The organism is Actinocrispum wychmicini (assembly GCF_004345645.1).
Classification (GTDB): domain Bacteria; phylum Actinomycetota; class Actinomycetes; order Mycobacteriales; family Pseudonocardiaceae; genus Kibdelosporangium; species Kibdelosporangium wychmicini.
On the sequence record NZ_SLWS01000006.1, the window covers coordinates 639788 to 665675 of the forward strand.

Genomic DNA, 25888 nt, shown 5'->3' on the forward strand with positions numbered 1-25888 from the left:
TCCTAGCCCTTGACGGAACCGTCCACCATTCCTCGGATGAAATGCCTTTGCAGAAACAGGTAAAGCGCCACCACGGGTAACGCGACCAGGACGGACGCGGCCGCGAGCAACGGGACACTCGTGGTGGACCGTCCGGAGAAGAACTGCAGGCCCAACGGCGCCGTCCGCAGCGCCTCGCTGGTGATCATCACCCTGGCCAGCAGGAACTCGTTCCACGTCCACATGAACACCAGCACGATCAGGGTGACGAGCGCCGGCCGGCCCATCGGCACCAGGATCCGCCACAAGGTCTGCCAGTGCCCGGCGCCGTCCAGCCGGGCCGCTTCGACGACCCCTCTCGACGTCGACCGGAAGTACGTGCGCATCCAGAACGCGCCGAACGCCACCGACTGCGCGACCTGCGGGAAGATCAGCGACGCGTACGTGTCGGTCAGCCCGAGGTCGCGCAGGTCGAAGTACAACGGCACCACGACCGCCTCACCAGGCACGGTCAATCCCAACAGCATCAGGTAGAACAGGGCGTCCCGGCCACGGAACCGCATGGTGCCGAACGCGTACGCGGCCATCACCGACAGCAGGACCGTCAACACGACCACGCTGACGCTGACGACCGCGCTGGACAGCAGGTAGCTGCCGAACCGTGCCTCAGTCCACGCTTTGCCGAAGTTCTCCCAGTGGATCCCACCTTGCCCGGCGACCTCCGACCGCAGGGCGGCGCCGAGGATGGACAGCATCGGATACAGCGCGAAGACCGTGAACACACCGAGCACGAGATACGTGCCGGCCCGCTCGAACCTGCTGGTCATGTCGCCTCCCTGCCGGCGACGCGGGTGATCACGTACGTGACGGCGAACGCCAGCACGGTGATCACCACCCCGATCGCCGCTGCCGAGCCGACCTGTCCACTGTGGAACGCCCGCTGGTAGATCTCGTACGCGGGCACGGTCGTCGAGCCGCCGGGGCCGCCCAGCGGGGTCATCATGTACACCAGGTCGAACGTGCGCAGCGCGGCGATCACGGTCAGCGTCAGCGCCACGCCGATCTCCCCGCGCAGCGCCGGCAGGATCACCCCGCGGAACTCCCCCGCCGGCCCGGCCCCGTCGAGCCGGGCGGCGTCGAACAGGTCCGCGGAGATCTTGCCGATCCCGCCGAGGAACAACACCATGGCCAGCCCGGTCTGCACCCACGTGCCCACGATCCCGACGGCGAGCAGGGCCGTGCCGGAATCGCCCAGCCACGGCTTGCCCGGCGTGCCGAGGATCTGGTTCAGCACGCCGTCCGGCGCGAAGATCCGTTGCCATGCCACGGCGACCACCACCATGGCCACCACCTGGGGCAGGAACAAGGCCGTCCGGAAGAACGGGAGGCCACGCACCTTCACCCGATGCAGGGCGGTGGCGAGGACGAGCCCGATGAGCACCGGCAGCACCGCGAAGAAGATCAGCAGCACCGCCACGTGCCCGAAGGCCGCACCCGCGCCCTCCTCGGCGAACAGCTTGCCGTAGTTGTCCAGCCCGGCGAACGCGCCCACGGACAGCCCGTCCCAGTCGAACAGCGACAGCCATCCGCTGTGCAGCAACGGAAAGAGCAGGAACGCTCCGTAAACCAGCAGGGCCGGCAGGACGTACAGGTAGCCGACCCGGCGCGGCTCACCCACTCCCCGTCCGGGTCGCCGACTGGCGACGGCGACTGCCGCCGCCCTCGGTCGCACGTCAGTGGCCGCCACGGCTGGCTTCCAGGTCTGCCTGCAGCTTGCCGAGGAAGGCATCCACGTCAAGCTGTTTGGCCATCAGCTGCTCCGTCGCCCCGGAGATCACCTCGTACGCGTTCGAGGTGGCGTAGTCGAGGTACGGCACGAGAGCGGGCGAGGTCGACGCGCGCTGCCAGCTGTCGAACGCGTCCTTCTGCAGCCCGTTGGCGGACTGGGTGCCGGCCTCCAGGACGGGCAGATTTCCGTTGTCCGCCAGCACCTTCATCGCCTCCGAGCTGGTGATGAAGTTGATGTACGCGGCTGCCGCGTCCGGGTTCTTCGACTTGGCGCTGATCGCCCAGGGCAGGCCCGTGCCGCCGGTGACCGTCGCGTGGCCGTCCTTCTCCGGCGGCAGCATGAAGCCGACATTGTCGCCCATCGCCTGCTTGAGATCGGCGACGATCCACGTGCCGTCCAGGTGGAACACGCCTTCGCCGGCGCCGAACTTGGCCCACGAGTCGTCGCCTTTCAGACCGGCGAACCCGGTGGTCAGGTAGCCCTTGTCGACCCAGTCGACGACCTGGCGGGCGGCGGCCTTGTTGGCGTCCACCGGCCAGGTCGCGTCCGCCCGGCCGGTGGCCAGCTTGGTCTCGGCGGCCGGGTCGCCGAACCTGTGCATGGCCAGCGCGAACAGGTACGGTCCCGCGCTCTTCTCCAGGTTGCCGAACTGGATCGGCACCTGGCCGGCGTTCCTGGCCGCGGCCAGTGCCGCGTCGAAGTCCGCCCACGTCTTCGGCGGCTGCAGCCCGAGCTGCGTGAGTTTGGCCTTGTTGTAGTAGATCCCGACCAGCTCACCGGTCTGCGGCACGCCGTACAGCTTGCCCTCGCCGAGCGAGTCACCGGTGTCCGGATAGCTCGCGAGCTTGCGAACCGAGTCCGGGAACCGTTGCGTCCACTGGTAAGCGGCCGCGTAGCCGTCCAACGGCCGGATCAGGTTGGCCTTGACGAACGCGCCCATGTCCTGCTTGCCGTTGTTGACCTCGGCGACGTCCGGCGCGTCGGTGCCGGTCAGGCCGAGCTTGATGGTGCTGCGCAGGTCGTCGAACGACCGCGCCACGCGGTTGATCTTCACGTTCGGATACTTGGCCTGGAACCGCTTGTTCAGCTCGGTGATCTGGGCCTCCTGACCGCCGCGGGTCTCCTGGTCCCACACGGTCAACGTGACCTGACCCATCGCGGCGACGTCGGTCTTCACGTCGCCGGCCGGCTGCTGCGGCGCGGGCTTGTTGGCGGAGCCCGGCGCGCAGGCGGCGAGCACCAGCACGACAAGCACAGCGATGAGTTTCACGAGATTCCTCGCAATCCGATGGTCGCACTCGCTCGGCGGACCTGGGTGTCGGTGTGGCTGGGCAGCAGGTCGTTGAGGAAGGTGTAGCCCCGCAGTTCGCGCTCGTCCCGGCGGCCGACCAGCCGCCACCACGCCGCGATGTCCCCCCACCCCGGCGCCGACTGGGAACCGCCGAAATGCTGCACGGACAGCGCCGCGCAAAGGTTTGCGAAATGCACCCGGTCGGTCAGCGGCCAGCCGGCCAGTGTCCCCAGCACGAACCCGGCCCCGAACACGTCGCCGGCTCCGGTCGGGTCGAGCGACGCCACGTTCAGGCCGCGCACCTCCGCTTCCTCACCCGTGTTCGCGTCGATCGCGTACGCGCCGTTGCCGCCTCTGGTCACCACCACGACCGGGACGATCTCGGCGAGCGCGGCCGCGGCTTTCCGCGGGTCCTCGTTGCGGGTGTAGCCGGTCGCCTCGACGCTGTTGGGCAGGAACACGTCGTACCCGTCGAGCAGCTCGCGCAGCATCGACGGCTCCCAGCGCTCGGTCGGATCCCAGCCCACGTCCGCGAACAGCAGCGCACCCTGCTGCTTCGCGGCCCGCACCCACTTGTCCGCGTGCATGTCGACGTGTACGAAACATGCTCTGGTCCGCGGCGGCGGATCGAGCAGTTCGTCCGCGCAGACCGGGGACGCGTGGCCGTGCGTGACCATGCTTCGGTCCTTGTTGATCGCCATGGACACGGTCAACGGCGAATGCCAGCCGTAGAACCGTCTGGAGTGGCTGAGATCCACGCCTTCCTGGTTGGCGAGCACATCCCAGCAGAAGTCGCCGTACGCGTCCTCCCCGAACGCGGCGGCCAGGCCGGTTCTCAGCTGCAGCCGGGACAGCGCCACCGCCAGGTTCGCGATCCCACCGGGACTGGAACCGAGGCCGGTGGCCCATACCTCCGTCCCTGGCTCTGGCAGGTGCGCCAGGCCGGTGAAGATGATGTCCAGGAACACCGTGCCGGACAACAGTATGTCCAGGTCAGGCCCTGGTTGTGGCTCCGTTGACACGAGCTCGACCCCCAATCGTCGCTGGACCCGAGTCTGCACCCTTGTGAAGACTTTTGGCAAGTTGCGTGAACGAAAATGAATGATATTGTCGAGACGTGCTTCCGCAACGACGCCACGCAGAGATCCTGCAGAGCCTGGCCAAGGATGGCTCGGCCTCGGTCACCGCGCTGTGCCACCAACTCGGCACCAGCCCGGCGACCATTCGCCGTGACCTGATCTGGCTGGAAGGCGAAGGCGTGCTCACGCGCGTACACGGAGGGGCGATCCTGATCGAAGGTGAGGAGCGCGCCTTCGACCATGTGTCGAAAGAGGACACGGGAGCGAAGGACACAGTGGCCGCGACGGCCGCCGCGATGATCCGGGACGGCGAGTCGGTACTGCTCGACATAGGCACGACCACACACAAGCTGGCGACGCATCTGCACGGCCGGGCGATCACCGTGATCACCAGCAACCTGGCGGTGTACGACGAGCTCGCCAGGGACGAGGCGGTCGAGCTGATCCTGCTCGGTGGGATGGTCCGGCGTAACTACCGGTCCATGGTGGGGTTCCTGACCGAGGACGCGTTACGCCAGGTAAGGGCGGACCGGCTGTTCCTCGGCGCGTGCGGCGTCCGGGCCGACGGCTCGATCATCGACGACACGGTGGTGGAAGTGCCGTTGAAACGGGCCATGTTGGCGGCGGCCGACGAAGTGGTACTGGTCGCGGACGAGGGCAAGTTCCCGGGCGGCGGGCTGGCCCGGATCTGCGGTCCGGAGGAGATCGACAAAGTGGTGACCAACGTGGGCGCGGACAAGGAGACGCTCACGGCCATGAAGGAGGCGGGGGTAGAGGTGATCCAGGCATGAACCTGGTGGCCATTCGGAGTGCCGGGGTGATCCCGTGAAGCTCGTGGTCCTCGGCGGGGGCGGGTTCCGCGTGCCGCTCGTGTACGAGAGCCTGCTGGCCGATCCGGACCGGCTGGTGGACGAACTCGTCCTGCACGACGTCGACATCCAGCGGCTGCGGGCCATCGAGGCCGTCCTCGACCAACTGGCGCACGGGGCGACGTGGGCGCCGCGGGTTCGGACGGTGACGAGCCTGGCGGAGGCATTGCCAGGGGCGGACATGGTGTTCTCCGCGATTCGGGTCGGCGGGTTGCACGGACGCAGTGTCGATGAGCGGATTCCGTTGCGGCACGGGCTCATCGGGCAGGAGACGGTGGGACCGGGCGGGATCTGCTACGGGCTGCGGACGGTGCCGGTCGCGCTGGACATCGCCGCGCAGGTGGCGAAGGCGGCGCCGGACGCGTGGGTCATCAACTTCACCAACCCGGCGGGCATGGTGACCGAGGCGATGTCCGCGGTGCTGGGCGACCGGGTGATCGGGATCTGCGACTCCCCGGTGGGGCTGTGCCGACGGGTCGCGGCGGCGCTGGGCGTGCCCGCGGAGCGGGCGTCGTTCGACTACGTCGGGTTGAACCACTTGGGCTGGCTGCGGTCTGTCATGGTGGACGGCCGGGACCGGTTGCCAGCGTTGTTCGAGAACGAGGACGCGCTGACTTCGTTCGAAGAGGGGAAACTGTTCGGCGCGCAGTGGCTGCGGACATTGCGCACGGTGCCGAACGAATACCTGCACTACTACTACTTCGCCCGCGAGACGCTGGAGCAGATGCGGTCGCAGGAGACCACCCGCGGCGAGTTCCTGCGCAGCCAGCAGCGGACGTTCTACGAGCGAATCGACGAGGATCCGTCGGCCGCGTTGCACCTGTGGCGCGAGACGCGGTCGGAACGTGAGCAGACGTACCAGCGTGAGGCGCGGGCCATCGCCGGGACAGGTGCGCGGTCAGCATGCGACATGGACGGTGGCGGCTACGAGCAGGTCGCGTTGGGCCTGATGAACTCCATCGCGGGCAACAGTTCGGCAACGTTGATCCTCAACGTGCGCAACCGAGGTGTGGTGTCCGGGCTCGCGGACGACGCCGTGGTGGAAGTGCCGTGTTTCGTGGACGCGAACGGCCCGCGACCACTGGGCACCCGGCCGCTGGATCCGCACAGCCTCGGCCTGATGCTCCAGGTGAAGGCCACCGAGCAGGCGACGATCCGGGCGGCCACCCGACGCAGCCGTTCCGACGCCCTGTTCGCGATCGCCAGCCACCCCTTAGCGGACTCGGTCGCGGCCGCCGCCCAAACCCTGGACGGCTACGTCTCCGAGTTCCCCGAACTCGCGGAATTCGCCTGAGACGCACCCCAGCCCACCAAGGTACGGACCAGGTCGGCGTGCAAGTCATGGTGCTCGGGCGCGGAGTGCCAGGTGAACGCGAGATCGAGCGCGACCACGTTGCCGGTCGCGATGATTCGACGGATCGCGTCGAGAACGGAGGATGTAGAAGGACCATTGGACACGGGGAAGAGCAAGCCGGGCACGTCACCCGCGTCGATGACGTCGATGTCCACGTGCAGCACCAGTGGGCCGTCAGGAATCCTGACGTCATCGACCGGACACCGGGTGATCTCGGCCGCCGCCAGGTAGTCGGCTTCTGCCGGGTCGAGGTCACGGGCGTCAACCAGCACCGCCCGACTTTCGGCCAGCGGACGAAGACCGATCCGTTCCCCGACAAGTGAATAGTCGCCGCCAAGAACCATGCGCAAAGCCATGCCACCGATATAGCCGGACGTGGAAGAAGCCATGGTGTGCACATCACCGTGCGCGTCGAACCAGATGATCGACGGGTCGGTCCCCGCACGCTGAACGCCGGCCACAACACCAAGCGCCACCATGCAGTCCCCCGAAACGACAGTGGCGGTGGCACTGGCCTCGATCTCCGTGCTGACCGCCGACGCCACCGCGGAGTACAGCGTCGCCAGACGATCCCACAACGACGTGCCGGGCAGTTCCGGCGTGATCAACGTGGCCTCACTGGACAACGGAATGGTGCCCTCACGCAGCTGTTCATCCTGGTGGAAGGGCACAGAGATGATCGCCATGCACGGATGCTAGGCGCCAACCCCTCGAAATCGCGACGGAATACAGTCCTCGATCACCGTTCGGTTCAGCATCACTCGGTTCGGCATCACAGCGAAACACCTCAGCCAGGGCAACCCAGCTGGCATTCCGCAGTCGCCGCTGGAACTTTCGCTGGGCGCTGGCGCGGTTGTCCGAGTTTCGCCGTGAGTTCTACCGATGCCTGACTCGGCGGGCGGGCCGTTCGAGTTGGCCGACGCGGTGCTGTGCACGGACAGCCCTGTGCGCACGCTGGTGGGGATTTGCCGCTGGTGCCGTAGCACCGGCGGGGTCATAGCTACTTGTACGACGCGGTGACCAACGGGCGGATCGACAATCGACCAGGTGCGGACGACCTCCTGGACGGGCCCTGCTCGACGTGGGTCGAACGGCTGATCGCGCTGACCGGTGCCGCAAGGGCGACGCCGAGATCCTGCTGGTGCTGGACGCGGGCCACGGCGCGCGGCGCATCGCCCACCTCCTCGCCGACCTGCCGGCACAGATCCTCGTGCGCACGCGCTCGGACCGAGTGCTGCGCCGCCAGACTCCGCCACGGATCTACAACCCGATCTGTGGACGCCCACCCAAACATGGCGGCGAGTTCGTCCTCGGCGACCCGGCGACTTGGGGCGCCGAGCACATGGTGACCACAGACCCGGCTCTACGGCACCGCAACAGCGCAGGCGTGGAACCCTGCACCCACGGGCGGACCTCACTGATTCACGCTCAACTCCACCTGACGCTGATCGCAGACGACCCCGCGCACCACCATCGAAAGTTGGCGACCTACGCTGGGAATGGCCGGCTTGCCGGGACTCCAGCCACGTGGATCGCTGTTAACGGTGTCATAGGGGGCGGAGCCAGCGGCAGGGCACTGTGAGGGTGTGGTCTGTGGGGCGGCTCACTATCTTTCCGGTTACCGCGTCTTTCAGGACTCCTTCCACTATGTAGTTCACGGTTTGGGGGAGGCCCAGGCGTTCTGCGGCTTCGGGTGGGAGGGGGGTGGTCACTCTTGAGGTTTCCGAGACCCAGATTCCGGTGACCGCCGGTTCGTATCCGAGGGTTTGGCCGGTCGCGGTGATGGTGAGGTCGAATTCGTTCTCCGCGTCGTTCAGCCAGGTGAAGACGACCAGGTCCAGTTCGGTTCGTTGGGGGTCACCGGTGAGTAGTTGGGCCGGGTTGTCCTGTGGGGTCACCCGGACCCGGTAGGTTTGGCCGACTTCGACGTCGTGCGGACGCATGAGCCCAGGATGCCCCACCGGTGGCGGTCCGTGGGACTAGAGAACTCTCACAGGGAGGCTTTCAACACGTCCCGGTTCAGTTGGGCGATCGCCGCCAGGGGAATCCCTTTTGGACATACGGCGGTGCATTCCCCCGAGTTGGTGCAGCCGCCGAAGCCCAGGGCGTCGTGGGTTTCGACCATGGCGAGGGCGCGGGCCGGGCGTTCGGGTTGGCCTTGCGGTAGCAGGCCGAGGTGGGTGGTCTTGGCGGCGGTGAACAGCATGGCGGAGCCGTTGGGGCATGCGGCGACGCAGGCGCCGCAGCCGATGCAGGCGGCTGCCTCGAATGCGAGGTCCGCGTCGGGTTTCGGCACGGGTACCGCGTTGGCGTCCGGGGCGCTGCCGGTGGGGGCCGTGATGTAGCCGCCGGACTCGATGATCCGGTCGAAGGCCGACCGGTCCACGACCAGGTCCTTGACCACGGGGAACGGGCGGGCCCGCCATGGTTCGATGACGATCGGCTCGTTCTCCGAGAAGTCACGCATGTGCAGCTGGCATGTGGTGGTCGCCTTGGCCGGGCCGTGTGCGACACCGTTGATCATCATGCCGCACATGCCGCAGATTCCTTCGCGGCAGTCGTGGTCGAACGCGATGGGTTCCTCTCCGGAGGCGATCAGGCGTTCGTTGAGGACGTCCAGCATCTCCAGGAACGACATGTCCGGTGTGATGTCGTCCACCACGTACATCACCAGGCGGCCCCGGTCGAACTGGTTGTCCTGGCGCCAGACGCGCAGGGTGAACTTCACTTGTAGCTCCGTTGGCTCGGGGTGACGTGATCGAAACGCAGGTCCTCGCGGTGCAGCACGGGCGGTGACGCGTACTCCCAGGCCGCCACATAGCTGAACCGGGCGTCGTCGCGGCGGGCTTCCCCTTCGGGGGTCTGGGACTCGGCACGGAAGTGGCCGCCGCAGGATTCGGTGCGATGCAGGGCGTCGACGCACACAAGTGCGGCCAGTTCGAGGAAGTCCGCGACCCGGCCGGCTTTCTCCAGCGACTGGTTCAGCGTTTCGCTGTCGCCTAGCACACGGACCCGGCGCCAGAATTCCTCGCGCAACGCGGCGATCCGTTCCAGCGCCTTGAGCAGACCTGTTTCCGTGCGCTCCATCCCGCAGTGGTCCCACATCAGCTGGCCCAGCTCACGGTGGAAGTCGTCCGGTGACCGGTCCCCGTTGACGGCCAGTAGCCGGGCCACTCGGTCCTTCACCTCCTGCTCCACCTCGGCCGCGCCGGTGACCGGGCCGAACGGGCCGTCGGCCAGGTAGTCGCCGATGGTGGCGGGCAGCACGAAGTAGCCGTCGGCCAGTCCCTGCATGAGCGCGGACGCGCCAAGGCGGTTGGCGCCATGGTCGGAGAAGTTGGCCTCACCGATGACGAACAGGCCGGGGATCGTGCTCTGCAGGTCGTAGTCCACCCACAGGCCACCCATGGTGTAGTGCACGGCCGGGTAGATCCGCATCGGCACCTGGTACGGGTCCTCGCCGGTGATCTTCTGGTACATCTCGAACAAGTTCCCGTACTTCGCCGACACCGCGTCCTTGCCTACGCGCGCGATCGCGTCCGCGAAGTCGAGATACACACCGAGGCCGCCGGGGCCGACGCCGTAGCCCGCGTCGCAGATGTTCTTGGCCGCACGGGACGCGATGTCCCTGGGCACGAGGTTGCCGAAACTCGGGTACATGCGTTCGAGGTAGTAGTCGCGGTCCCCCTCAGGGATCAGGTTCGGCGATCGGGTGTCGTGCTTCGCCTTGGGCACCCAGACGCGGCCGTCGTTGCGCAGTGACTCGCTCATCAGGGTCAGCTTCGACTGGTGCCGGCCGCTGACCGGGATGCACGTCGGGTGGATCTGGGTGAAGCACGGGTTGGCGAACAACGCGCCGCGGCGGTGCGCCCGCCAGATCGCGGTCGTGTTGCAGCCCTTGGCGTTCGTCGACAGGTGGAAGACGTTCCCGTAGCCGCCGGTCGCCAGGACGACCGCGTCCGCCAGGTACGTGGCGACTTCGCCGGTGACCAGGTCACGGGCCACGATCCCGCGGGCACGACCGTCCGAGACCACCAAGTCCAGCATCTCCGTCCGCGGGTGCATCCGGACCGTGCCGGCGTGGATCTGGCGGGCCATCGCCTGATACGCGCCCAGCAACAATTGCTGCCCAGTCTGGCCGCGGGCGTAAAAAGTGCGGGAAACCTGCGCTCCGCCGAAAGAACGTGTGTCGAGCAGGCCGCCGTATTCGCGCGCGAACGGCACGCCCTGGGCCACGCACTGGTCGATGATCTGCAGGCTGACCTCAGCCAATCGGTGCACATTGGACTCACGGGACCGGAAGTCGCCGCCTTTGACCGTGTCGTAGAACAGGCGGTGCACGCTGTCACCGTCGTTGCGGTAGTTCTTCGCCGCGTTGATCCCGCCCTGCGCGGCGATGCTGTGCGCGCGGCGCGGACTGTCCTGATAGCAGAACGACAGGACGTTGTAGCCCAACTCGCCCAGGGTCGCCGCGGCCGCGCCGCCCGCGAGACCGGTGCCGACCACGATCACGGTCAGCTTCCGCCGGTTCGCCGGATTCACCAGCCGGGCGGTGAACTTCCGTTGTGCCCAGCGGTTCTCGATCGGCCCGGCCGGGGTCTTGGGATCGGAGATCGGGGTACCGGTCGTGTACAGCATGTCTACGCCACCAATCCGGTCAGCACGGCGAACGGCACGGACAGGAATCCCACTGTGATGAGGAACGCGACCCCGAACGACAACGTCTGCAACGCGCGTTGCCGGGCGGCACTGGACGCCCCCAGGCTCTGCAGCGCGCTCCAGAATCCGTGCCGGATATGGAATCCCAGCGAAACAACGGCCGCGGTGTAGAACAACGTCACGTACCAGCGCCGAAAGTCGGCGGCGATGTTGTCGTACACCGCGCCTTCGACGCCGTTCGGGTTCAGCACACCGACGGTCAGGTCAAGGATGTGGTAGATCACGAACAGGGCCAGGATCACGCCGCCCCAACGCATTGTGCGGGCCGCGTAGCTGCCCTGGACCTTGCGGCGGTGCTGGTAGCCGGCCGGGCGGGCGCGGTGCGCCCGCCGAGCCAACTGGATGGCGGCCGCCATGTGCAGGGCCACGCACAGCACCAGGCCGAGTCGCATCACCCAGATGAAGCCGGCGTGCCCCAACGCGCCTTCGAAGATCGTGCGCAACCACTGGGCGTAACCGTCGATACTGGACCGCCCGAAGAAGATCTTCAGGTTCCCCAGCATGTGCGCCACCACGTACAGGAACATGGCCAGCCCGGTGACGCCCATCACGGCCTTCTTGCCGATGGTCGACGACCAGATCCGCCCTGGTGCGCTGCGGCGAGCCGCCTCAAGCACTGTCACGTTGCCCAGTAAGACACCCGATTCACGAGTCGTCCAATATATCGAAACACTCGATCAGATAGCCTGGAGCTATGGAACGGGTCGATCGGCTCACCTTGCAGCAGCTCAGGTACTTCTTGGCGGTCGCCGAAGCGAGGCACTTCACCAGGGCCGCGGAGCTGACACGTGTGGCACAGCCCTCACTGTCCAAGCAGATCCACAGCCTGGAGAGCGAACTGGGCGCGCCGCTGTTCAGCCGGGCGCGCGGCAACATCACGCTCACCCCGGCCGGCGAGGCGCTGGTGCCGATCGCCCGCCGGATTCTGGCCGATGTGGACACCGCGCGGCTCGAAGTCGGGGAACTGGTCGGCCTCAAGCGCGGCCGGGTCCGGGTCGGCGCCACGCCCAGCCTGTGTGTCAGCGTGTTCGCCGACGTGCTGCGCCGGTTCCACGACGCGTACCCCGGAATCCGACTGGTGGTGGAGGAAGGCGGCTCCCGGGACCTCGCCAAGGCCCTGTTGCGTGGATCGCTGGAGCTGGCGTTGATCATCGTCCCGCCCGAGGGCACGGACCCGGCGCTGACCGCGAAGGTCGTGCTGGAAGAGGACTTGGTGGTGGCGTCCGCCGCGGACCGGCCGGCGCCGGTGAACCGGCCGTCGACCCGGCTGATCGACCTGCGCGACCGGCCGATGGTGATGTTCCGGCAGGGCTACGACCTGCGGGAAACCACCCTGCAAGCGTGCCGGGCCGTCGGATACGAGCCGAAGCTCGCGGTGGAAGGCGGTGAGATGGACGCCGTGCTGCGGTTCGTCGAAGTCGGGCTGGGCGTCGCGATCGTGCCGAGCATGGTGCTCGCCGGCCGCCCCGGTCTGCGCGGCACGCCCATCGCGCCACCCGGCCTGCGCCGAACCGTCGCCCTGGCACACCGCACGGACGTCCCGCCCACGAACGCCGCCCAGGCGTTCAGCGACATTCTCGTGGAATACTTGAGGAGTATTGCCTAAGTCCGCCAGTCGATGTTCTCCGCGCTGACGATCCACGGGTCGTTCATCAGCTTGTCCGCGTTGCTGACGTCGACGAGCGACATCTTCACCCCCGGCCAGCTGCGCCAGCAGTTGAACATCGTCAGGAACGGGTACCTGGTCCGGATCGTCTCAATGATCCCGGCCGTGTCCCAACTGCCGTCGTACGGCTCGATCGACCCCAGTTCGAGCAGCGCCATCGGCCGCGCGGCCGCGAGCATGTCGCTGATGTCGTCGGTCTGGTCCCGCAGGCCGAACCGGATCGTGTTCTCGTAGATCGTCGGACCCATGATGTCGATCATGTCGTCACCCGGGTAGTACTTCATCCGCGGCGCGTTCCACGGCTTCGCCGGCGCGAACCCCCACAGGATGTTGTGCAGCTTGCGGGTCTTCGTCATGTGGTCGTGGATGTCCCGGTACAGCTCCTTGGACGCGCTGTTCTGGGTCTTCATGTCGTGACCCCACCAGAACCACAGGCCGTTCGCCTCGTGCAACGGCCGGAAGATCACTGTGACCCCGGCGTCCGACAGCTCCTCGAACACGTCCGCGAGCTTGTCCAGGTTCGTGCGCCAGCGGGTACGGGCGTCGCTCGGCTTCGCGTCCGCGAGCAACGCGGTCAGATCCGGCTTCGAGACCGCCGAATCGATCCGGTACGCCTCCGGGTCCACTTTGGCCAGGAACGGGTTCGGCAGGTGCAGGTCCATCGCGACCACCCCACCGGACCGCCAGTGGTCGATCAGGACCGGGACGATGCCGTCCTTCCAGTAGCCGTCGTAGCTGACGCCGATCAGCGCGGGCCGGTGCCCGGTCCGGCGGGCCAGCCCCACGAACATCCGGTCGTAGTCGGCTCGCGCCTCCGGCCCGATCTGCTGGCCGGACACGACCCGCTTGGCGTCCCGCTGCGGCAACCCGGTCAGCCACGCCAACAACTTGCGCGCGTCCTGGCTGGCCTGCGGGTCGCTGGGGCCGCTGGGCTGGCGCGCCGACGTCCTCGGCACCGACGGCTCCAACGTCGGGATCCCGGTGGGCCCGAAAGGTGCCTGTGTGCCGGTGCTGCATCCCGCGGTGAGTGCTGCACCCGCCACCGCGCGCAGCACTGTCCGGCGATCGACCCTGGGCATGCCGACCATGAAACCACCTACCAGCTCTCCGGTGGTTCGACAAATGCCTTTCCGACATCACGAATGAGTCCGAGCGCACGGCGGGCCCACGTGCCGGTCGCGCCCGCCAGCCCGCACGCCGGTGTTGGGATCGCCCGCTCGGCCAGCAGCGATCGCGGGAACCCGAGCCGGTCCACGAGCCGCAACGCCGGCGCGGCCGCCTCAGCGAGAGTCGGCGGGCGAGCCGGTTCCGTTCCGGTGACCAGGCCCAACAGCATGGTCACCCCCGCGTCCCACGCCTCGCCGAGCTGGTCGGACAACGTGGCCGGGATGCCTTCAAGCAGCGTGGCGTCGATCGCCAGCGCGTCGGCCCCTGCCTCGCGCAGCAGACCGATCGGCGGGCGGGGCGCACAGCAGTGCACGATCACCGGCTGGCCGGTCGCGGCACGGGCCGCCTCGACGACCCGGCCGAGGGTGTCCCGCGCGTCCGGCTCGGCGACGGCGGGGACCATGCCGTAGCCGGAGGCGGTCTTCAGCGCCCCGGCGAGGACCGTCGGCAGGCTCGGCTCGTCGAGCTGGACGACCACGGGCACCCCGATCCGGCGGGCGACTTCGGCCGCGTGCAGGGTGATCCCCTCGCCCAGCGAGTCGGTGAACTCCCGCAGGGCGCCGAAGTCGGTCAGCACCCGGTGGCCACGCGCCAACTCGATCCCGGCGGTCAACGTCCACGGACCAGCCGCCTGGATCTTCACCGCGGGCGGGGCCACGCCGGCGCGTTCGATCGCCTCCTCCAGGGCGTCGATGTCCCGGCGGATCAGGTCGACCGCGGTCCGGTACTCGTGGCCCGGCCGGCTCGCCGTCCGATAACCGGACGGTACGACCTCGACCGGAAGGTCCACCAGCAACGCGGCGGTCCGGCCGATGATGTCCGCGCCCAAGCCGCGCGCGGGAAGCTCGGGCAGGTGCGGCAGATCAGGCAGCTCACCGACGACCACGGTCGCGGCCTCCACCGGATCACCGCCCGGCATCGAACCGATACCAGTGGCTGTTCCAGGTGACCAGGGCGTATTCGACACCCGCACAGTGTGGTGGATCGGACCCACCGGCCGCCGGCCGACTCCCGGCACACCGCTATGCAACAGGGAGGTCTAGACCCATTGACTCTATGGTCTAGGCCACATACCTTCAACTTCACCAGTCGCGACTACGCGCACTTGGTCGGCTGCGAAACGTGATTTCGCGCCCCGAAGACGTGGTGTGGGGGACGTGTCGCGCCCGCGCCCCCCACACCACACCTGATCTTTTGCCCTCGCTTCGCTCGGGCGGGCTTGGCCGCCTTCAGCCGGCCATTTCCACCCCAGCCCACGCTACCGACATCTTCGCTCGGGGCTGGTCACCGCTGGGGCTGGGGCGATGTCGGGCGTGTTCTGGGGCGTAAATGACCGGCGCGGCCAAGCCGGACTGGTGTTGGCGGCCAAGCCACGGCTGGTTGCTGGCACAGATGGCCTGGCCCGGCGCGGGCGAGCTGCGGCTGGTTGCCTGCTACAAAGGACCCGTCGGGCGGACTTGGGGGTGGGGGTCAAGTAAGGTCGAGGGGGTGGAATCGGTTGAGCTGGCCGCTGTTCGGATCGCTTCTTATGCTCGCCGGACGCCCGTACTGCGGGTTTTGGTGGATGGGAAGCCGCTGGTGTTGAAGCTGGAGTTGCTCCAGCGGACAGGTTCGTTCAAGTTCAGGGGCGCTTTGAACTGCCTGTTGGCCGGTGGGAAGCCCGAGTGGGTGGTCACCGCGTCCGGCGGCAACCATGGGATGGCTGTTGCCGCGGCCGCGTCGGTGCTCGGCGTCCCGGCCACTGTGTACGCACCCGAGTCCATTCCGGACAGCAAGGCGCGGCGGATCACCGAGTACGGTGCCACTCTGGTGCGCGCCGGCAGTACGTACGCCGAGGCCGCGAAACTCGCACAGGAGCAGCCGGGCACGTACGTGCCCGCCTATGACCACCCTGAGGTCATCGCCGGGCAGGGGACGGCGGCGGCTGAGATCGTGACGGACGTCCCCGATGTGGACACCCTGGTCGTCGCGGTCGGCGGCGGTGGGTTGGCCGCCGGGACGGTCCTGGGCGGTGGTGGCCGGCCGGTGGTGGCTGTGGAGCCGCGGAACTGCCGGTCGCTGCACGATGCCCTGGCCGCGGGCACGCCGGTGGACTCCGCTGTGGACTCGGTCGCGTCGGACGCGTTGGGGGCGACCCGGGTCGGGGCGTACCCGTTCCGGATCCTGCAGGCCGCCGGGGCGATGTCGGTGCTGGTGTCCGACGAGGAGATCCTGGCCGCCCGGGACCGGCTGTGGGAGGAGTTCCGGCTGGCGGTCGAACCGGCCGCGGCCACACCGTTCGCGGCCTGGCTGGCCGGGTCGGTGCCGGGTGACCTGCCGTGCCTGGTGATCTGCGGGGCGAACACGGACTGGACGCCCGCCTAGTGGTCGCTACGCGTCTCGACGTACAGCCAGTGCCGCCTGTGAGCGGACGCCGCTAGCGGCCCGACGACCGACCATGGGGGCATGCGCACCATCGATCGGGTCGGATACGCCGTCGCGGCCGTGCTTTTCACCAGCGGGCTGGTGCACCTCGGGGTTCTGGTGTTCTCCGGGGGCACGTGGGTTGGGCCGGTCTCGTTCCGCAAGCCGACCACGTTCGGGGTGTCATTCGGGCTAACCGTCGGCGCGGCCGTGTGGGCGTCGGCGTTTCTGCGGACTTCCGAACGGACGCGGGCGATTCTGCTGGGTGTGTTGATGGCGGCCAGCGTCGTCGAGGTTTCCCTGATCACCATGCAGGCGTGGCGTCGGGTGCCGTCGCATTTCAACTTCGAGACGCCGTTCGACTCGACCGTTTCGATGACGCTCGCCGGCGGCGGATTCGTGCTCATCGCGGTGATCGTGGGATTCACGCTGGCCGCGTTCCGTACCGTGTACACGCCGAGCATGCAGCTCGCGCTGCGGTTCGGGTTCTCCGCCCTGGTGGTCGCGCTGGGTGTCGGGGCGGTGATGATCGCGACCGGCGTGATCCAGGTACGCACTGGTCATCCGGATCTCGCGTACGCCACAGCGGGCGCGCTGAAACCCGCGCACGCCGTCCCGATGCACGCGATCCTGATCATGCCTGGACTGTCGTGGCTGCTTGGCCGAACGTCCTGGCCCGAACGCGCCCAGCTGACGATCATGCGATCCGCGGCGGTCGCCTATGGGCTGCTGATCGTCGGCACGATCATTGTCTACGCGTGACCCGGCACCAATGTCGTGTACCAAGGATGGGCTGACGCGACGACGTTTCCGAGCGCGAAAACCGTGGGATCGTCGTAGGGGCGCCCCACGATCTGCAGTCCGGTCGGCACGCCGTTCGACGCGATTCCGGACGGCACACTCAACACCGGGCACCGGCTGGCGATGTTGAACGGCACGCACAGCGGCGCCTCCAGATTGTGGTCCAGCCGGACACCGTTCACGATCAGCGGTGTCTCCACGTAGTCCTCGCCGGCGAGGAACGCGGGGATGCCCGAGGTCGGGCAGATCAACGCGTCCGCCCGGGTGAACACGTCGGCGAGGTCGGCCTGGATCCTGGCCTCGGTCTGGATCGCCGAGTAGACCGTGCCGGTGCACCGGTCCAGGAAGTCCTTGGTGTACCGGAGAAGCCCGGCGCCGCCGGCGGTCGCCACCATCAACGGCCCGACGATCGACCCGTAGTGCGCCCAGGCCGCGGCCATGATCTCGGCCCGGGTCCACGGCAGTTCGATCTCGTCGACCTTCACCCCGGCCTCGCGGAGCGCGCCGGCCGCCGCGTGGGTGGCTTCGACGACGTCCGGCTCGACCGGATAGTCGCCCAAGGTCATGCACAGAGCGACCTGCAGGCCCGCCGCGCCCTTGATCGCGAGCGGCGGCGGGGCGGGCAGCGACACGTGATCCATCGGGTGCTTGCCCGCGATGACGTTCTGCAGCAGCGCGCAGTCCGGCACGGTTCGCGCCAACGGCCCGTCGTGGCAGTAGTGGTCCAGGTGGCACGGCGGCATGCTCGGCACCCGGCCGTACGGCGGCTTGTAGCCGACGACTCCGTTGAACGAGGCCGGAATCCGGATCGATCCACCCATGTCCGAGCCGGTCGCCAGGGTCGTCGACCCGACCGCGAGCGCCGCGCCCGAACCGCCCGACGACCCGCCCGCCGAGTAGTCCAGATTCCACGGTGTGCGCGTCACGCCCCACAGGTCGCTGTGGGTGAAACCGGCGCACGAGAACTCGGGGGTCGTCGTGCGGGCGTGCACGATCCCGCCCGCGGCCATGATTCGTTCCACGATCGGATGGGTCTCGGTGGCGATGTTGTCCCGCAACGCGGTCGAACCCTCGCGCCACGGCAGCCCGGCGATCGGCTGCTCCTCCTTGATCGCGACCGGCACACCCTCCAGCGGCCGGGCGTCACCGCGCGCATATCGCTCGCCGGCCGCGCGGGCCTGGTTCAGCGCGTCCTCGAAGTACAGGTCCGTGAAGGCGTTGACCACCGGTTCGCTCGCCTGGGCACGCTGCACCACGGCCTGCATCAGGTCGATCGGGGCCAGCTCACCGCTGCGGAACATGCCAATCGCCTCGGTCGCCGGCAGGTAGGCGAGATCGGTCATCCAGGCCCCCCTTGTGAGTCCTTAGCCCAAGGTACTCACAAGGGGTACCCCGGGTCATGGCCAGGTGATCTGAGTGGACCGGTAGAAGTTCACACCCATGGCCTGCCAGCGCGGACCCTGCGCGGCGAGGCGCTGCTTGTAGGCGGTCCAGTTGTGCTTCGACCACGGCGACCAGCCCAGTTCGGCCAGGCCGGGCAGCCGGGGGAACGCCATGAACTCGATGTCCTGCCTGGTCCGGATCGTCTCCGTCCACAACGGACCTTCGACACCCATGGCGGCATTTTCGCCGACACCACTCAGGTAGTTTCCGGGGTTCCAGTCGTACCCGGTCCGCACCTCGATCTTGCCGGCCCAGTCCTGGCCGAGCGGGGTGCCGGACGTGTACTTCATGTCCAGGTACGCCTTGTTGGCCGGCGACTGGAGCACCTTGTTGCCCCGGCCGGCCGCGGCCGAGACGGCCGAGTCCGACGTGGTCGTGCCCCAGAACTGCGGGATCACCGAGGTCGGCGGGGTGGCCTTGGCCACGTCGTGCCAGCCGACCGCCCGCTTGCCGTACTTCGTGACGATCGGGAACACCTTGGCCATGAAGGCCTTGTAGTCCGCGGCCGAAGTGGACGATGCCTCGTCGCCGCCGATGTGAAGGTACGGGCCGGGGGTCATCGCCGCCAGCTCACGGATCACATCGTCGATGAACTGGTACGTGACGTCCTTGGAAACGCACAGCGAGCTGAAGCCGACGTTGGTGCCGGTGTACAGCTTCGGCGCGACCCCGTTGCAGTTGAGCTGCGCGTACGACGCCAGGGCGGCGTTGGTGTGGCCGGGCATGTCGACCTCGGGGACGACCGTGACGTTCCGCGCCGCCGCGTACGCCACGATGTCGCTGTACTGGGCTTTCGTGTAGTAGCCGCCCGGTCCGCCGCCGACCTGGGTGCTGCCGCCGTACGTGGCCAGGTTGGGCCAGCTGTCGATGGCGATCCGCCAGCCCTGGTCGTCGGTCAGGTGCAGGTGCAGGTAGTTGACCTTGTACAGGGCGATCTCGTCGACGTACCGCTTGACCACGTCCGGCGGGAAGAAATGCCGTGCCACGTCAAGCATGGCGCCGCGGTACGCGAACCGCGGGTAGTCGAGGATCTTCGCGCCCGGCACGGTGAACGGTCCGCTTTGGACAGTCGATGCCTCGATCTTCGCGGGCAGCAGTTCGCGGAGCGTCTGGGTGCCGTTGAACAGGCCGGCTGTGGTCGTCGCCTTGATGGTGACGCCGGTCGCGGTGACCTCCAGCTGGTAGCCCTCGGCGCCCACCTGCGGGTCCGCGCCGGAGAGCTGCAACGAGACGCCGTCGCCCGTGCTGTCGGACACCGGCAGGGCGAACCCGGTCGACCGCCGCAGGACGTCCGCGAGCAGGGTCGCGACGCCGGTCCCGCCGGCCTGCGCGCGGATCTGGGTACTCGCGGTGATCGAGTACGAAACGTTCGGGACGGCCTGCACCGACACCGGCGCGGGGATCACGCTGTCGATCTGCGCGGCCGCCGCCTGCGCCTGGGTGGCCGCCGACGTGAGCCCGGTGAGCAGCAGGCCGGCGACAAGAACCCGGCTGAGCCATGGGGATGTGCGCACGATGGAATCCCTTCGGACAGGACTCGGCGGCGATCCCCTCAAGCGTGCGTGCGCACGCCTCAGCGTGTCAAGGTCTGGACCACTACCGGACCTTTCGTCGGGTCCAGCTCGGTGGCCTGGTCCACACCGGGCGGGGTGAGCACGTCGAACGCCTTCGGCACCGCGTCCGGCGCGACCCCACAGATCGGGCTCACACCGCCGGCCGCGCAGACGCCGAACGTGTACTGGCCGGGGGTCGGCGTGAACCGCCTGGCGCGGTCCGGGCTGTCACCTTCCTGGCCGGTCAGCACGACGGCGAACTGGGTCGGGTTGCCGATCGCGGTCTTCGGCACGCTGACCGTGATGTACCTGGACGTCTCACTCGCCTGGACCGCGGCGCTGGCCAACGGCGTGCCGTCGGCGTCGACGAACACCGGTTCGGCGAACCCCTGCACCTCGATCATCCGGTTCCATGGGCCAACCGTGTAGTTCCTGGAGGCGAAGGGTGCGTTGGTCGCGGTGTTGGCGACCGCCGTGTCACGGGCGTAGATGTCCAGCAGCTGGGCACCAAGTGGCGACCCGAACGTGGGCGACAGGTTGCGCAGCCGGGTCCGCAGCACGTAGTTGGCGCCGTTGTCGATGACCTGGAACCGTTCGATGTCGAACGCGCCCGCGTGGAAGTCGGCCGCGGTCGGGTACGCGAAGGTGCCCGGCCCGTTGTCGTCGCCGTCTGGGTCGGTGACGTCCATCAGCACGGTTCCGGCGACGAAGTCCGACGCGACCGTTCGCTGGGCGTACCCGGTGGCGTTGCCGTTCGTCGCGGCCGCGGTGATGACGTTGCTGCCCAACTGAGTCGGCAGTTCAGCCGTGAACGTGCCGTCGGAGGTGGTTGTCACAACCGCGGTGGCTCCGCCTGCGTCCGTTGCCGTGCTCTGGACGTCGATCCGGGTGCCGGCCGGCGCCGTCCCGGTGACCTGGACGGTCGGGGTGTCCACTTGGGCCGGCGCGGTGAGCGTGATCGCCACGACCCCCGGCGGGCCATTGTCGACATATCGCTTCCGGACGTCGGCCGGCTGTTCGACCGGACGCCCGGCGATCAGGCTCTGAGTCAACCGCACGGTCTGCGCCTGTGCCCAGGTCAACGGGGACGCGGAGCCCACAGCCTGGCCCGGCTGGAACCCGATCGAGCCGGTCGCCTGATCGGCCGGCAACGCTGGGTTCTCCCAGATCTGTTCCGGCACAAGGCCGACACCGGATGCCTGCTTGTGCATGGCCGCCAGCAGCTCGGCCGCCTGCCTTCGGTCGCCGGTCTGCAGGAGTTGCTCGGCGCGTTCGCCGGACAACACCGGCCAGAGGTGGCCGCTGCCGACATTCCCGACGGGCCAAGGCTTTCCGCTCGGCGCGCAGTTCGTGGGATCGGGTTCGTAGCAGTCGCCGTAGCCGTCCTCGCTGCCGGGCAAGGATGTTCCGTAGCGGTACCAGGCGGGGCCGTTCGGGGTGTCCCGTTTGATCACCTGGTCGACGCGCTGAAGTGACCGCAGCACGTCGGGATCGGTGGCCGGCAGTGCGCCGAGCCTGGTCAGCTCCAGGAATCCGGCGTCCACAACGGACTTCTGGTCGGTGTCGACGGACCCGTTGCCGAGGTTGTACGTGATGGCGGCGTTCGGGTCACCGGTCTTCGACAGACGGAGGAAGTAACCGTCGCTGGTGACCGTCCACCCCTTGATGCTTCGCTGGAAATGGTCCGCGGTCGCCTGGTAGACGCGAGCTTTGCCGCCAGGAACGATCTTGCTGGCGGCGGTGAGACCGGCGATCTCGGCGGCGATGGTCGAGGGCGAGTAGCCGCCCTGCTCCTCCCAACGCTCGGACCCGAAACTCGGGCCGTGCGCGACGACGAAGTCCGCGGCTTTCTCGATCTGCGGCACGAACTCCTGCGCCACACCGGCTTGCAGGGCCATCAGGATCGGGTACGACGACTCGTCGAGCTGGTCGCCACCGGTGTCCGGCGCCTTCTTGCCGTTGACCATGGAGTTGCGCGGGAACCGGCCGTCCGGCTGCTGCTGCCTGGTGAACAGCCAGCGGACCGTGGCCTTCGCGGTGTCCCGGTCGCCCGCGGCCATCAGGCCCGTGAAGCTCTCGTACAGGTCGCGGGCGAAGATCTCGCGATAGGAGCCGAAGTACACGGGCTTGCCGTCGGGCAGGTCACCGGCGCTCACCGCCTGTCCCCACGGGCTCGCCAAGGAGGCGACGACGGCGCCCGGGAATGTCTTGTCCTCGCTGGCTTTCAGCACGTTCGGCGACAGCCAGTCGTCGGTGGGCCTGAGCTTCAGGTCGTAGTGCCACCAGCCGGCCAGGTATTTCGCCTCGGTGTACACGAACGGGGTCCGCAGGCTGGCGCCAGCGGTCTGCAGGGCCTGCCGCGGGGTTTGGCCGAAGCCGAGGGCGAGGGTGGTGTCGCGGTCGATCCGGGCGGTCTGGACGACGTTCCCCTTGTCGGCCGTGGGGTTGCCGGCGAGCTTGTGGGTCCTGTCCAGCTGGGTCAGGCCGTCGGAGTCCGTCCCCACGTATCCGCTGCCGGCTTCCTTGAACGGCCGGGACGCCCGGAGTGCACCGGCGAGTGGGACGCCGTAGTCGCGGTTGACCGCGTTGGTGACAGTGTCAGGGTCACTGCTGACCAAGGCGTCGCGGTCGGCTGTGGCGCTGTCCGCCCCGCCGTTCTGGGGGCCGCCACCACCGTTTCCGTTGATGTTCGCGTCGTACCGGACGTACAGCCTGAGGTCGTCCGGGCCGTCCAGCCGGGTCCGGATCATGACACTGTCACGGTCGGGGTCGGTGATGTACTGCGTGGTGAGCCGGTAGTTCCGGTTGTGGGACGTGACCGTGCAGGCCATGCCGGTCCGGTCGGCCTTGACCGTGTACGTCATGTCCCGGGTCTGCAGGTCGGTGAAGCTGTGCCCGTCGGTCACGATGAACTGCAGTGTCTCCACGTTGGTGTTGTCGATGGTCGGCGCGTACACGTCCGACAGCACGCCACCGGCGACGGTGAACCACACCTTGCTTGTCGTGTTGCGAGCGGTCCCCACGCAGTCCTTGCGGGCCAACCCGAAGTGGGACAACGCCCCCGGCCCGGTCTGCGCCTCCGCCACCGGGCTCGCCATCATCGTTCCGAGAACCGTCACGAGTGCCACGCCGCGCCAACGCATCCGGGCATCACACCATCCGCCGGTGTCCGCTCACAACGCCAGATCGGGTGACACGATCCACACGCCAGCATTGTCGCCCAGATGAGACAAAGTGTTATTCTGTCTCACAGATGACTTCGAGGAGGCGTTGACAAGTGCGGGCTGTGCAGATCACCGAGTTCGGCGGTCCAGAGGTGCTGTCGGTCACCGATGTGGCGGACCCGGCAGCCGGTGCGGGCCAGGTGCTGGTGGAGGTGTCCCGGGCCGGCGTCAACTACGCGGACACCCACCAGGTCGAGGACTCGTACCTGACGAGCGCGTCGCTGCCGTTGATCCCCGGCGGCGAGGTCGTCGGGACCACCGCGGACGGGCGACGGATCGCCGCGATGATCGGCCACGGCGGGTACGCCGAGAAGGCCCTCGTCTACGAGGCGATGGCGTTCGACGTGCCAGACGGTGTCGACGACGTGGCCGCGGTCGCACTGCTCGTCCAGGGCATCACCGCGTGGTTCCTGCTGAAGAAGGTCACGCACTTCCAGCCCGGCGAGTCGGTCGTCGTGCACGCCGGTGCCGGTGGCGTCGGATCGCTGGCCGTCCAACTGGCCAAGACCATGGGCGCGGGCCGGATCATCGCCACAGCGAGCACAAAGGAGAAGCGTGACCTGACGCTGGAGCTGGGCGCGGACGTCGCCATCGACCCGGCAGCCGAGGACCTGACCGCCGCCATCATCGAGGCGAACGGCGGCAAGCGGGTCGACGTCGTGCTGGAGATGACTGGCGGGCGCGTCACCGACCAGAGCCTCGTCGCGTTGGCGCCGTTCGGGCGGCTCGCGTTCTACGGCATGGCTGGCCGCGAGGAGCCGAAGGACGTGTCCCCGGTCGCGTTGATGAAGCACTCCAGCACGGTCAGCGGATTCTGGCTGGCACACGGGTTCAACAACCCGGAACTGCTGCGCCAGGCGTACGCCGAGATGGCCGCGGAGGTCGCGGCCGGGCGGCTGCGGGTGGTCGGCGGCGGGGACTACGCCATGTCGGACGTGCGGACCGCGCACGAGGACATGCGGGCGCGGCGCACGACCGGAAAGCTCGTCATCGATCCACGGAAGTGAATCCCGGGCTGTGGGAGTCGTTGACACCGGTGGCGGCCACTGGGTCCGATAGGGCATGCCCACGGCCCAGCTGACAGTCATCCTGCAGCTCACTGTCGAGAAGGACCAGGCGCAGACCGTGGCGGACCGGCTGGCGGACGCTTTGCGCGATGTGCCGACGGTCCCTGCCCAGCGGGCTGTCTCGCCGGTGAAGCTGCTGATCCTGCCCGACTCCAGGCGCGTCCTGTCGGACGGCTCCCCGGTCGACCTGACGCGGCTGGAGTTCGACCTGTTGCTGTACCTGTGCCGCCATCCCGGCCGGGTGCACCGGCGGTCGACGCTGCTGGCCGAGGTGTGGGGCATCGCCGGCGAGTTGGGCAGCCGGACCGTGGACGTGCACGTCCGCCGGTTGCGCGGCAAGCTCGGGTTCGACCCGATCACGACCGTGCGCGGCGTGGGCTACCTCGTGGACCCGGCGGCCGGGTTCACGGTCGAGTCGACGTGATCGTGGCGCTGCCCAGCACCAGGTCGTCCCGGTAGAGCACAGCGGCCTGACCAGGGGCGACGCCACGCAACGGCTCGGCCAGCCGGATCACCAGCTCGCCGTCGACCACTTCGGCCTGCGCCGCCGCGGTGCCGCCGTGGGCACGTACCTGGACGACGCATTCCGTGACGCCGTCGAGCGGCATCGCCGACGGCCACACCGGACGTTCACCGGAAATTTCCCTTACCGCAAGGCGTTCGGCCGTACCCACGCGGACGTTGCCCGACACCGGCTCCAGCGAGAGCACGTAGCGGGGGCGGCCGCCGGGGGCGGGCGCGTCGATGCCGAGGCCCTTGCGTTGGCCGACGGTGAAGCCGTGCACACCTGTGTGCATGCCCAGGACAGCACCGGTTTCGTCGTCAACGAGCACACCTGGGCGTTCACCGAGCTTCTTGGTCAGGAACGCCTGGGTGTCGCCGTCCGGGATGAAGCAGATGTCGTGGCTGTCCGGCTTCTCGGCCACGGCCAGGCCACGCTCGGCCGCCTCAGCGCGGACTTCCGGCTTGATGGACGCGCCGAGCGGGAACATGGCGTGCTTCAGTTGGTCCGCTCGCAACGAGGCGAGCACATAGGACTGGTCCTTGTCGCCGTCCACACTGCGCCGCAGTTCGGGCCGTCCATCCACAATGGACAGTCGAGCGTAGTGGCCGGTGCACACCGCGTCGAACCCCAGGGCGATCGCCTTGTCCAGCAACGCCTCGAACTTGATCCGCTCGTTGCAGCGCAGGCACGGGTTGGGTGTGCGGCCGGCGGCGTACTCGTCGACGAAGTCCTCGATCACTTCCTCGGTGAACCGCTCGGCGAAGTCCCACACGTAGAACGGGATCCCCAGCACATCAGCGGCCCGACGGGCGTCGTGCGAGTCCTCGATCGTGCAGCAGCCGCGAGCGCCCGTGCGCAACGTGCCCGGCTTCGCCGACAACGCGAGATGCACCCCGGTCACGTCATGCCCGGCAGCGACCGCCCTGGCCGCGGCCACGGCCGAGTCGACACCACCACTCATCGCGGCGAGCACACGCAT

General features: G+C 68.3%; 23 protein-coding genes. 8 read left to right on the plus strand and 15 right to left on the minus strand.

Annotated features, from left to right (window positions below; all coding sequences use genetic code 11):
• Nucleotides 1-2 precede the first annotated feature (2 nt).
• From EV192_RS29400 to EV192_RS29415, 4 genes are read right to left on the minus strand one after another with little or no spacing between them, the layout of a single operon-like run.
• Nucleotides 3-806, minus strand: coding sequence for a carbohydrate ABC transporter permease (locus EV192_RS29400; protein WP_132121056.1), 804 nt, complete (start codon nucleotides 804-806; stop codon nucleotides 3-5).
• The gene (locus EV192_RS29405; protein ID WP_243727129.1) at nucleotides 803-1657 is read right to left on the minus strand and encodes a carbohydrate ABC transporter permease; all 855 of its coding nucleotides are present in this window, start codon (nucleotides 1655-1657) and stop codon (nucleotides 803-805) included. The genes EV192_RS29400 and EV192_RS29405 overlap by 4 nt, the downstream gene beginning before the upstream one ends.
• Nucleotides 1658-1712: 55 nt before the next feature.
• Nucleotides 1713-3038 carry an extracellular solute-binding protein gene (locus EV192_RS29410; RefSeq protein WP_132121060.1) on the minus strand — a complete coding sequence of 442 codons (1326 nt, stop codon included), beginning with the start codon at nucleotides 3036-3038 and terminating at the stop codon, nucleotides 1713-1715.
• Entirely contained in the window at nucleotides 3035-4081 is a 1047-nt protein-coding gene (locus EV192_RS29415) for a carbohydrate kinase family protein (protein ID WP_132121062.1), read from the minus strand. The genes EV192_RS29410 and EV192_RS29415 overlap by 4 nt, the downstream gene beginning before the upstream one ends.
• Before the next feature lie 95 nt (nucleotides 4082-4176).
• Between EV192_RS29415 and EV192_RS29420 the strand changes: the two genes are divergently transcribed.
• Together EV192_RS29420 and EV192_RS29425 are read left to right on the plus strand one after the other, a co-directional pair.
• Nucleotides 4177-4929, plus strand: coding sequence for a DeoR/GlpR family DNA-binding transcription regulator (locus EV192_RS29420; RefSeq protein WP_132121064.1), 753 nt, complete (start codon nucleotides 4177-4179; stop codon nucleotides 4927-4929).
• 34 nt (nucleotides 4930-4963) lie between these two features.
• Nucleotides 4964-6301 carry a 6-phospho-beta-glucosidase gene (locus tag EV192_RS29425; RefSeq protein ID WP_132121066.1) on the plus strand — a complete coding sequence of 446 codons (1338 nt, stop codon included), beginning with the start codon at nucleotides 4964-4966 and terminating at the stop codon, nucleotides 6299-6301.
• On the opposite strand, the gene EV192_RS29430 is transcribed toward EV192_RS29425, so the two are convergent.
• A complete protein-coding gene (locus tag EV192_RS29430; protein WP_132121068.1) occupies nucleotides 6262-7047 on the minus strand; it encodes an arginase family protein in 786 nt (261 codons plus the stop codon). The genes EV192_RS29425 and EV192_RS29430 overlap by 40 nt on opposite strands.
• A 455-nt stretch (nucleotides 7048-7502) precedes the next feature.
• Here EV192_RS29430 and EV192_RS57460 point away from each other — a divergent pair, with 455 nt between their 5' ends.
• Nucleotides 7503-7943, plus strand: a complete 441-nt coding sequence (locus tag EV192_RS57460) for a transposase (protein ID WP_424923399.1) — start codon at nucleotides 7503-7505, stop codon at nucleotides 7941-7943.
• Here the strand turns inward: EV192_RS57460 and EV192_RS29440 are convergent.
• Genes EV192_RS29440 through EV192_RS29455 form a run of 4 tightly spaced genes read right to left on the minus strand, consistent with a single transcriptional unit; the run spans nucleotide 7909 to nucleotide 11703 of the window.
• Nucleotides 7909-8304 (minus strand): hypothetical protein, encoded by a 396-nt coding sequence (locus tag EV192_RS29440; protein WP_132121070.1) that lies wholly within the window; start codon nucleotides 8302-8304, stop codon nucleotides 7909-7911. The genes EV192_RS57460 and EV192_RS29440 overlap by 35 nt on opposite strands.
• A gap of 47 nt (nucleotides 8305-8351) precedes the next feature.
• Nucleotides 8352-9089 carry a succinate dehydrogenase/fumarate reductase iron-sulfur subunit gene (locus EV192_RS29445; RefSeq protein ID WP_132121072.1) on the minus strand — a complete coding sequence of 246 codons (738 nt, stop codon included), beginning with the start codon at nucleotides 9087-9089 and terminating at the stop codon, nucleotides 8352-8354.
• Nucleotides 9086-10999, minus strand: coding sequence for a fumarate reductase/succinate dehydrogenase flavoprotein subunit (locus EV192_RS29450; protein WP_132121074.1), 1914 nt, complete (start codon nucleotides 10997-10999; stop codon nucleotides 9086-9088). The genes EV192_RS29445 and EV192_RS29450 overlap by 4 nt, the downstream gene beginning before the upstream one ends.
• Nucleotides 11000-11001: 2 nt before the next feature.
• Nucleotides 11002-11703 carry a succinate dehydrogenase cytochrome b subunit gene (locus EV192_RS29455; RefSeq protein ID WP_132121076.1) on the minus strand — a complete coding sequence of 234 codons (702 nt, stop codon included), beginning with the start codon at nucleotides 11701-11703 and terminating at the stop codon, nucleotides 11002-11004.
• 71 nt (nucleotides 11704-11774) lie between these two features.
• Between EV192_RS29455 and EV192_RS29460 the strand changes: the two genes are divergently transcribed.
• Nucleotides 11775-12686 (plus strand): LysR family transcriptional regulator, encoded by a 912-nt coding sequence (locus EV192_RS29460; protein WP_132121078.1) that lies wholly within the window; start codon nucleotides 11775-11777, stop codon nucleotides 12684-12686.
• Here the strand turns inward: EV192_RS29460 and EV192_RS29465 are convergent.
• Both EV192_RS29465 and EV192_RS29470 read right to left on the minus strand, forming a co-directional pair.
• A complete protein-coding gene (locus EV192_RS29465; protein WP_165960660.1) occupies nucleotides 12683-13825 on the minus strand; it encodes a glycosyl hydrolase in 1143 nt (380 codons plus the stop codon). The genes EV192_RS29460 and EV192_RS29465 overlap by 4 nt on opposite strands.
• A gap of 17 nt (nucleotides 13826-13842) precedes the next feature.
• A complete protein-coding gene (locus tag EV192_RS29470) occupies nucleotides 13843-14880 on the minus strand; it encodes a methionine synthase (RefSeq protein ID WP_132121082.1) in 1038 nt (345 codons plus the stop codon).
• Between the two features lie 521 nt (nucleotides 14881-15401).
• On the opposite strand from EV192_RS29470, the gene EV192_RS29475 reads away from it, so the two are divergent.
• Together EV192_RS29475 and EV192_RS29480 are read left to right on the plus strand one after the other, a co-directional pair.
• Nucleotides 15402-16277 carry a serine/threonine dehydratase gene (locus EV192_RS29475; RefSeq protein ID WP_243727131.1) on the plus strand — a complete coding sequence of 292 codons (876 nt, stop codon included), beginning with the start codon at nucleotides 15402-15404 and terminating at the stop codon, nucleotides 16275-16277.
• An 81-nt stretch (nucleotides 16278-16358) separates the two neighbouring features.
• Nucleotides 16359-17078, plus strand: a complete 720-nt coding sequence (locus tag EV192_RS29480) for a hypothetical protein (protein ID WP_132121083.1) — start codon at nucleotides 16359-16361, stop codon at nucleotides 17076-17078.
• Here EV192_RS29480 and EV192_RS29485 read toward each other — a convergent pair.
• From EV192_RS29485 to EV192_RS29495, 3 genes are read right to left on the minus strand one after another with little or no spacing between them, the layout of a single operon-like run.
• The gene (locus EV192_RS29485) at nucleotides 17069-18460 is read right to left on the minus strand and encodes an amidase (RefSeq protein WP_132121085.1); all 1392 of its coding nucleotides are present in this window, start codon (nucleotides 18458-18460) and stop codon (nucleotides 17069-17071) included. The genes EV192_RS29480 and EV192_RS29485 overlap by 10 nt on opposite strands.
• Nucleotides 18461-18514: 54 nt before the next feature.
• Nucleotides 18515-20074: a beta-N-acetylhexosaminidase gene (locus EV192_RS29490; RefSeq protein WP_243727132.1), complete on the minus strand. Its 1560-nt coding sequence runs from the start codon at nucleotides 20072-20074 to the stop codon at nucleotides 18515-18517.
• Between the two features lie 59 nt (nucleotides 20075-20133).
• Nucleotides 20134-23232 (minus strand): glucodextranase DOMON-like domain-containing protein, encoded by a 3099-nt coding sequence (locus tag EV192_RS29495; protein ID WP_243727133.1) that lies wholly within the window; start codon nucleotides 23230-23232, stop codon nucleotides 20134-20136.
• A 158-nt stretch (nucleotides 23233-23390) separates the two neighbouring features.
• Here EV192_RS29495 and EV192_RS29500 point away from each other — a divergent pair, with 158 nt between their 5' ends.
• Nucleotides 23391-24344, plus strand: a complete 954-nt coding sequence (locus tag EV192_RS29500; protein WP_132121089.1) for a quinone oxidoreductase family protein — start codon at nucleotides 23391-23393, stop codon at nucleotides 24342-24344.
• A gap of 55 nt (nucleotides 24345-24399) precedes the next feature.
• On the plus strand, nucleotides 24400-24828 hold the full coding sequence (locus EV192_RS56890) for a winged helix-turn-helix domain-containing protein (RefSeq protein WP_132121091.1): 429 nt from the start codon (nucleotides 24400-24402) through the stop codon (nucleotides 24826-24828).
• Here EV192_RS56890 and mnmA read toward each other — a convergent pair.
• Nucleotides 24809-25888 carry a tRNA 2-thiouridine(34) synthase MnmA gene (gene mnmA / locus EV192_RS29510; protein WP_132121093.1) on the minus strand — a complete coding sequence of 360 codons (1080 nt, stop codon included), beginning with the start codon at nucleotides 25886-25888 and terminating at the stop codon, nucleotides 24809-24811. The two genes, EV192_RS56890 and mnmA, sit on opposite strands and share 20 nt — an antisense overlap.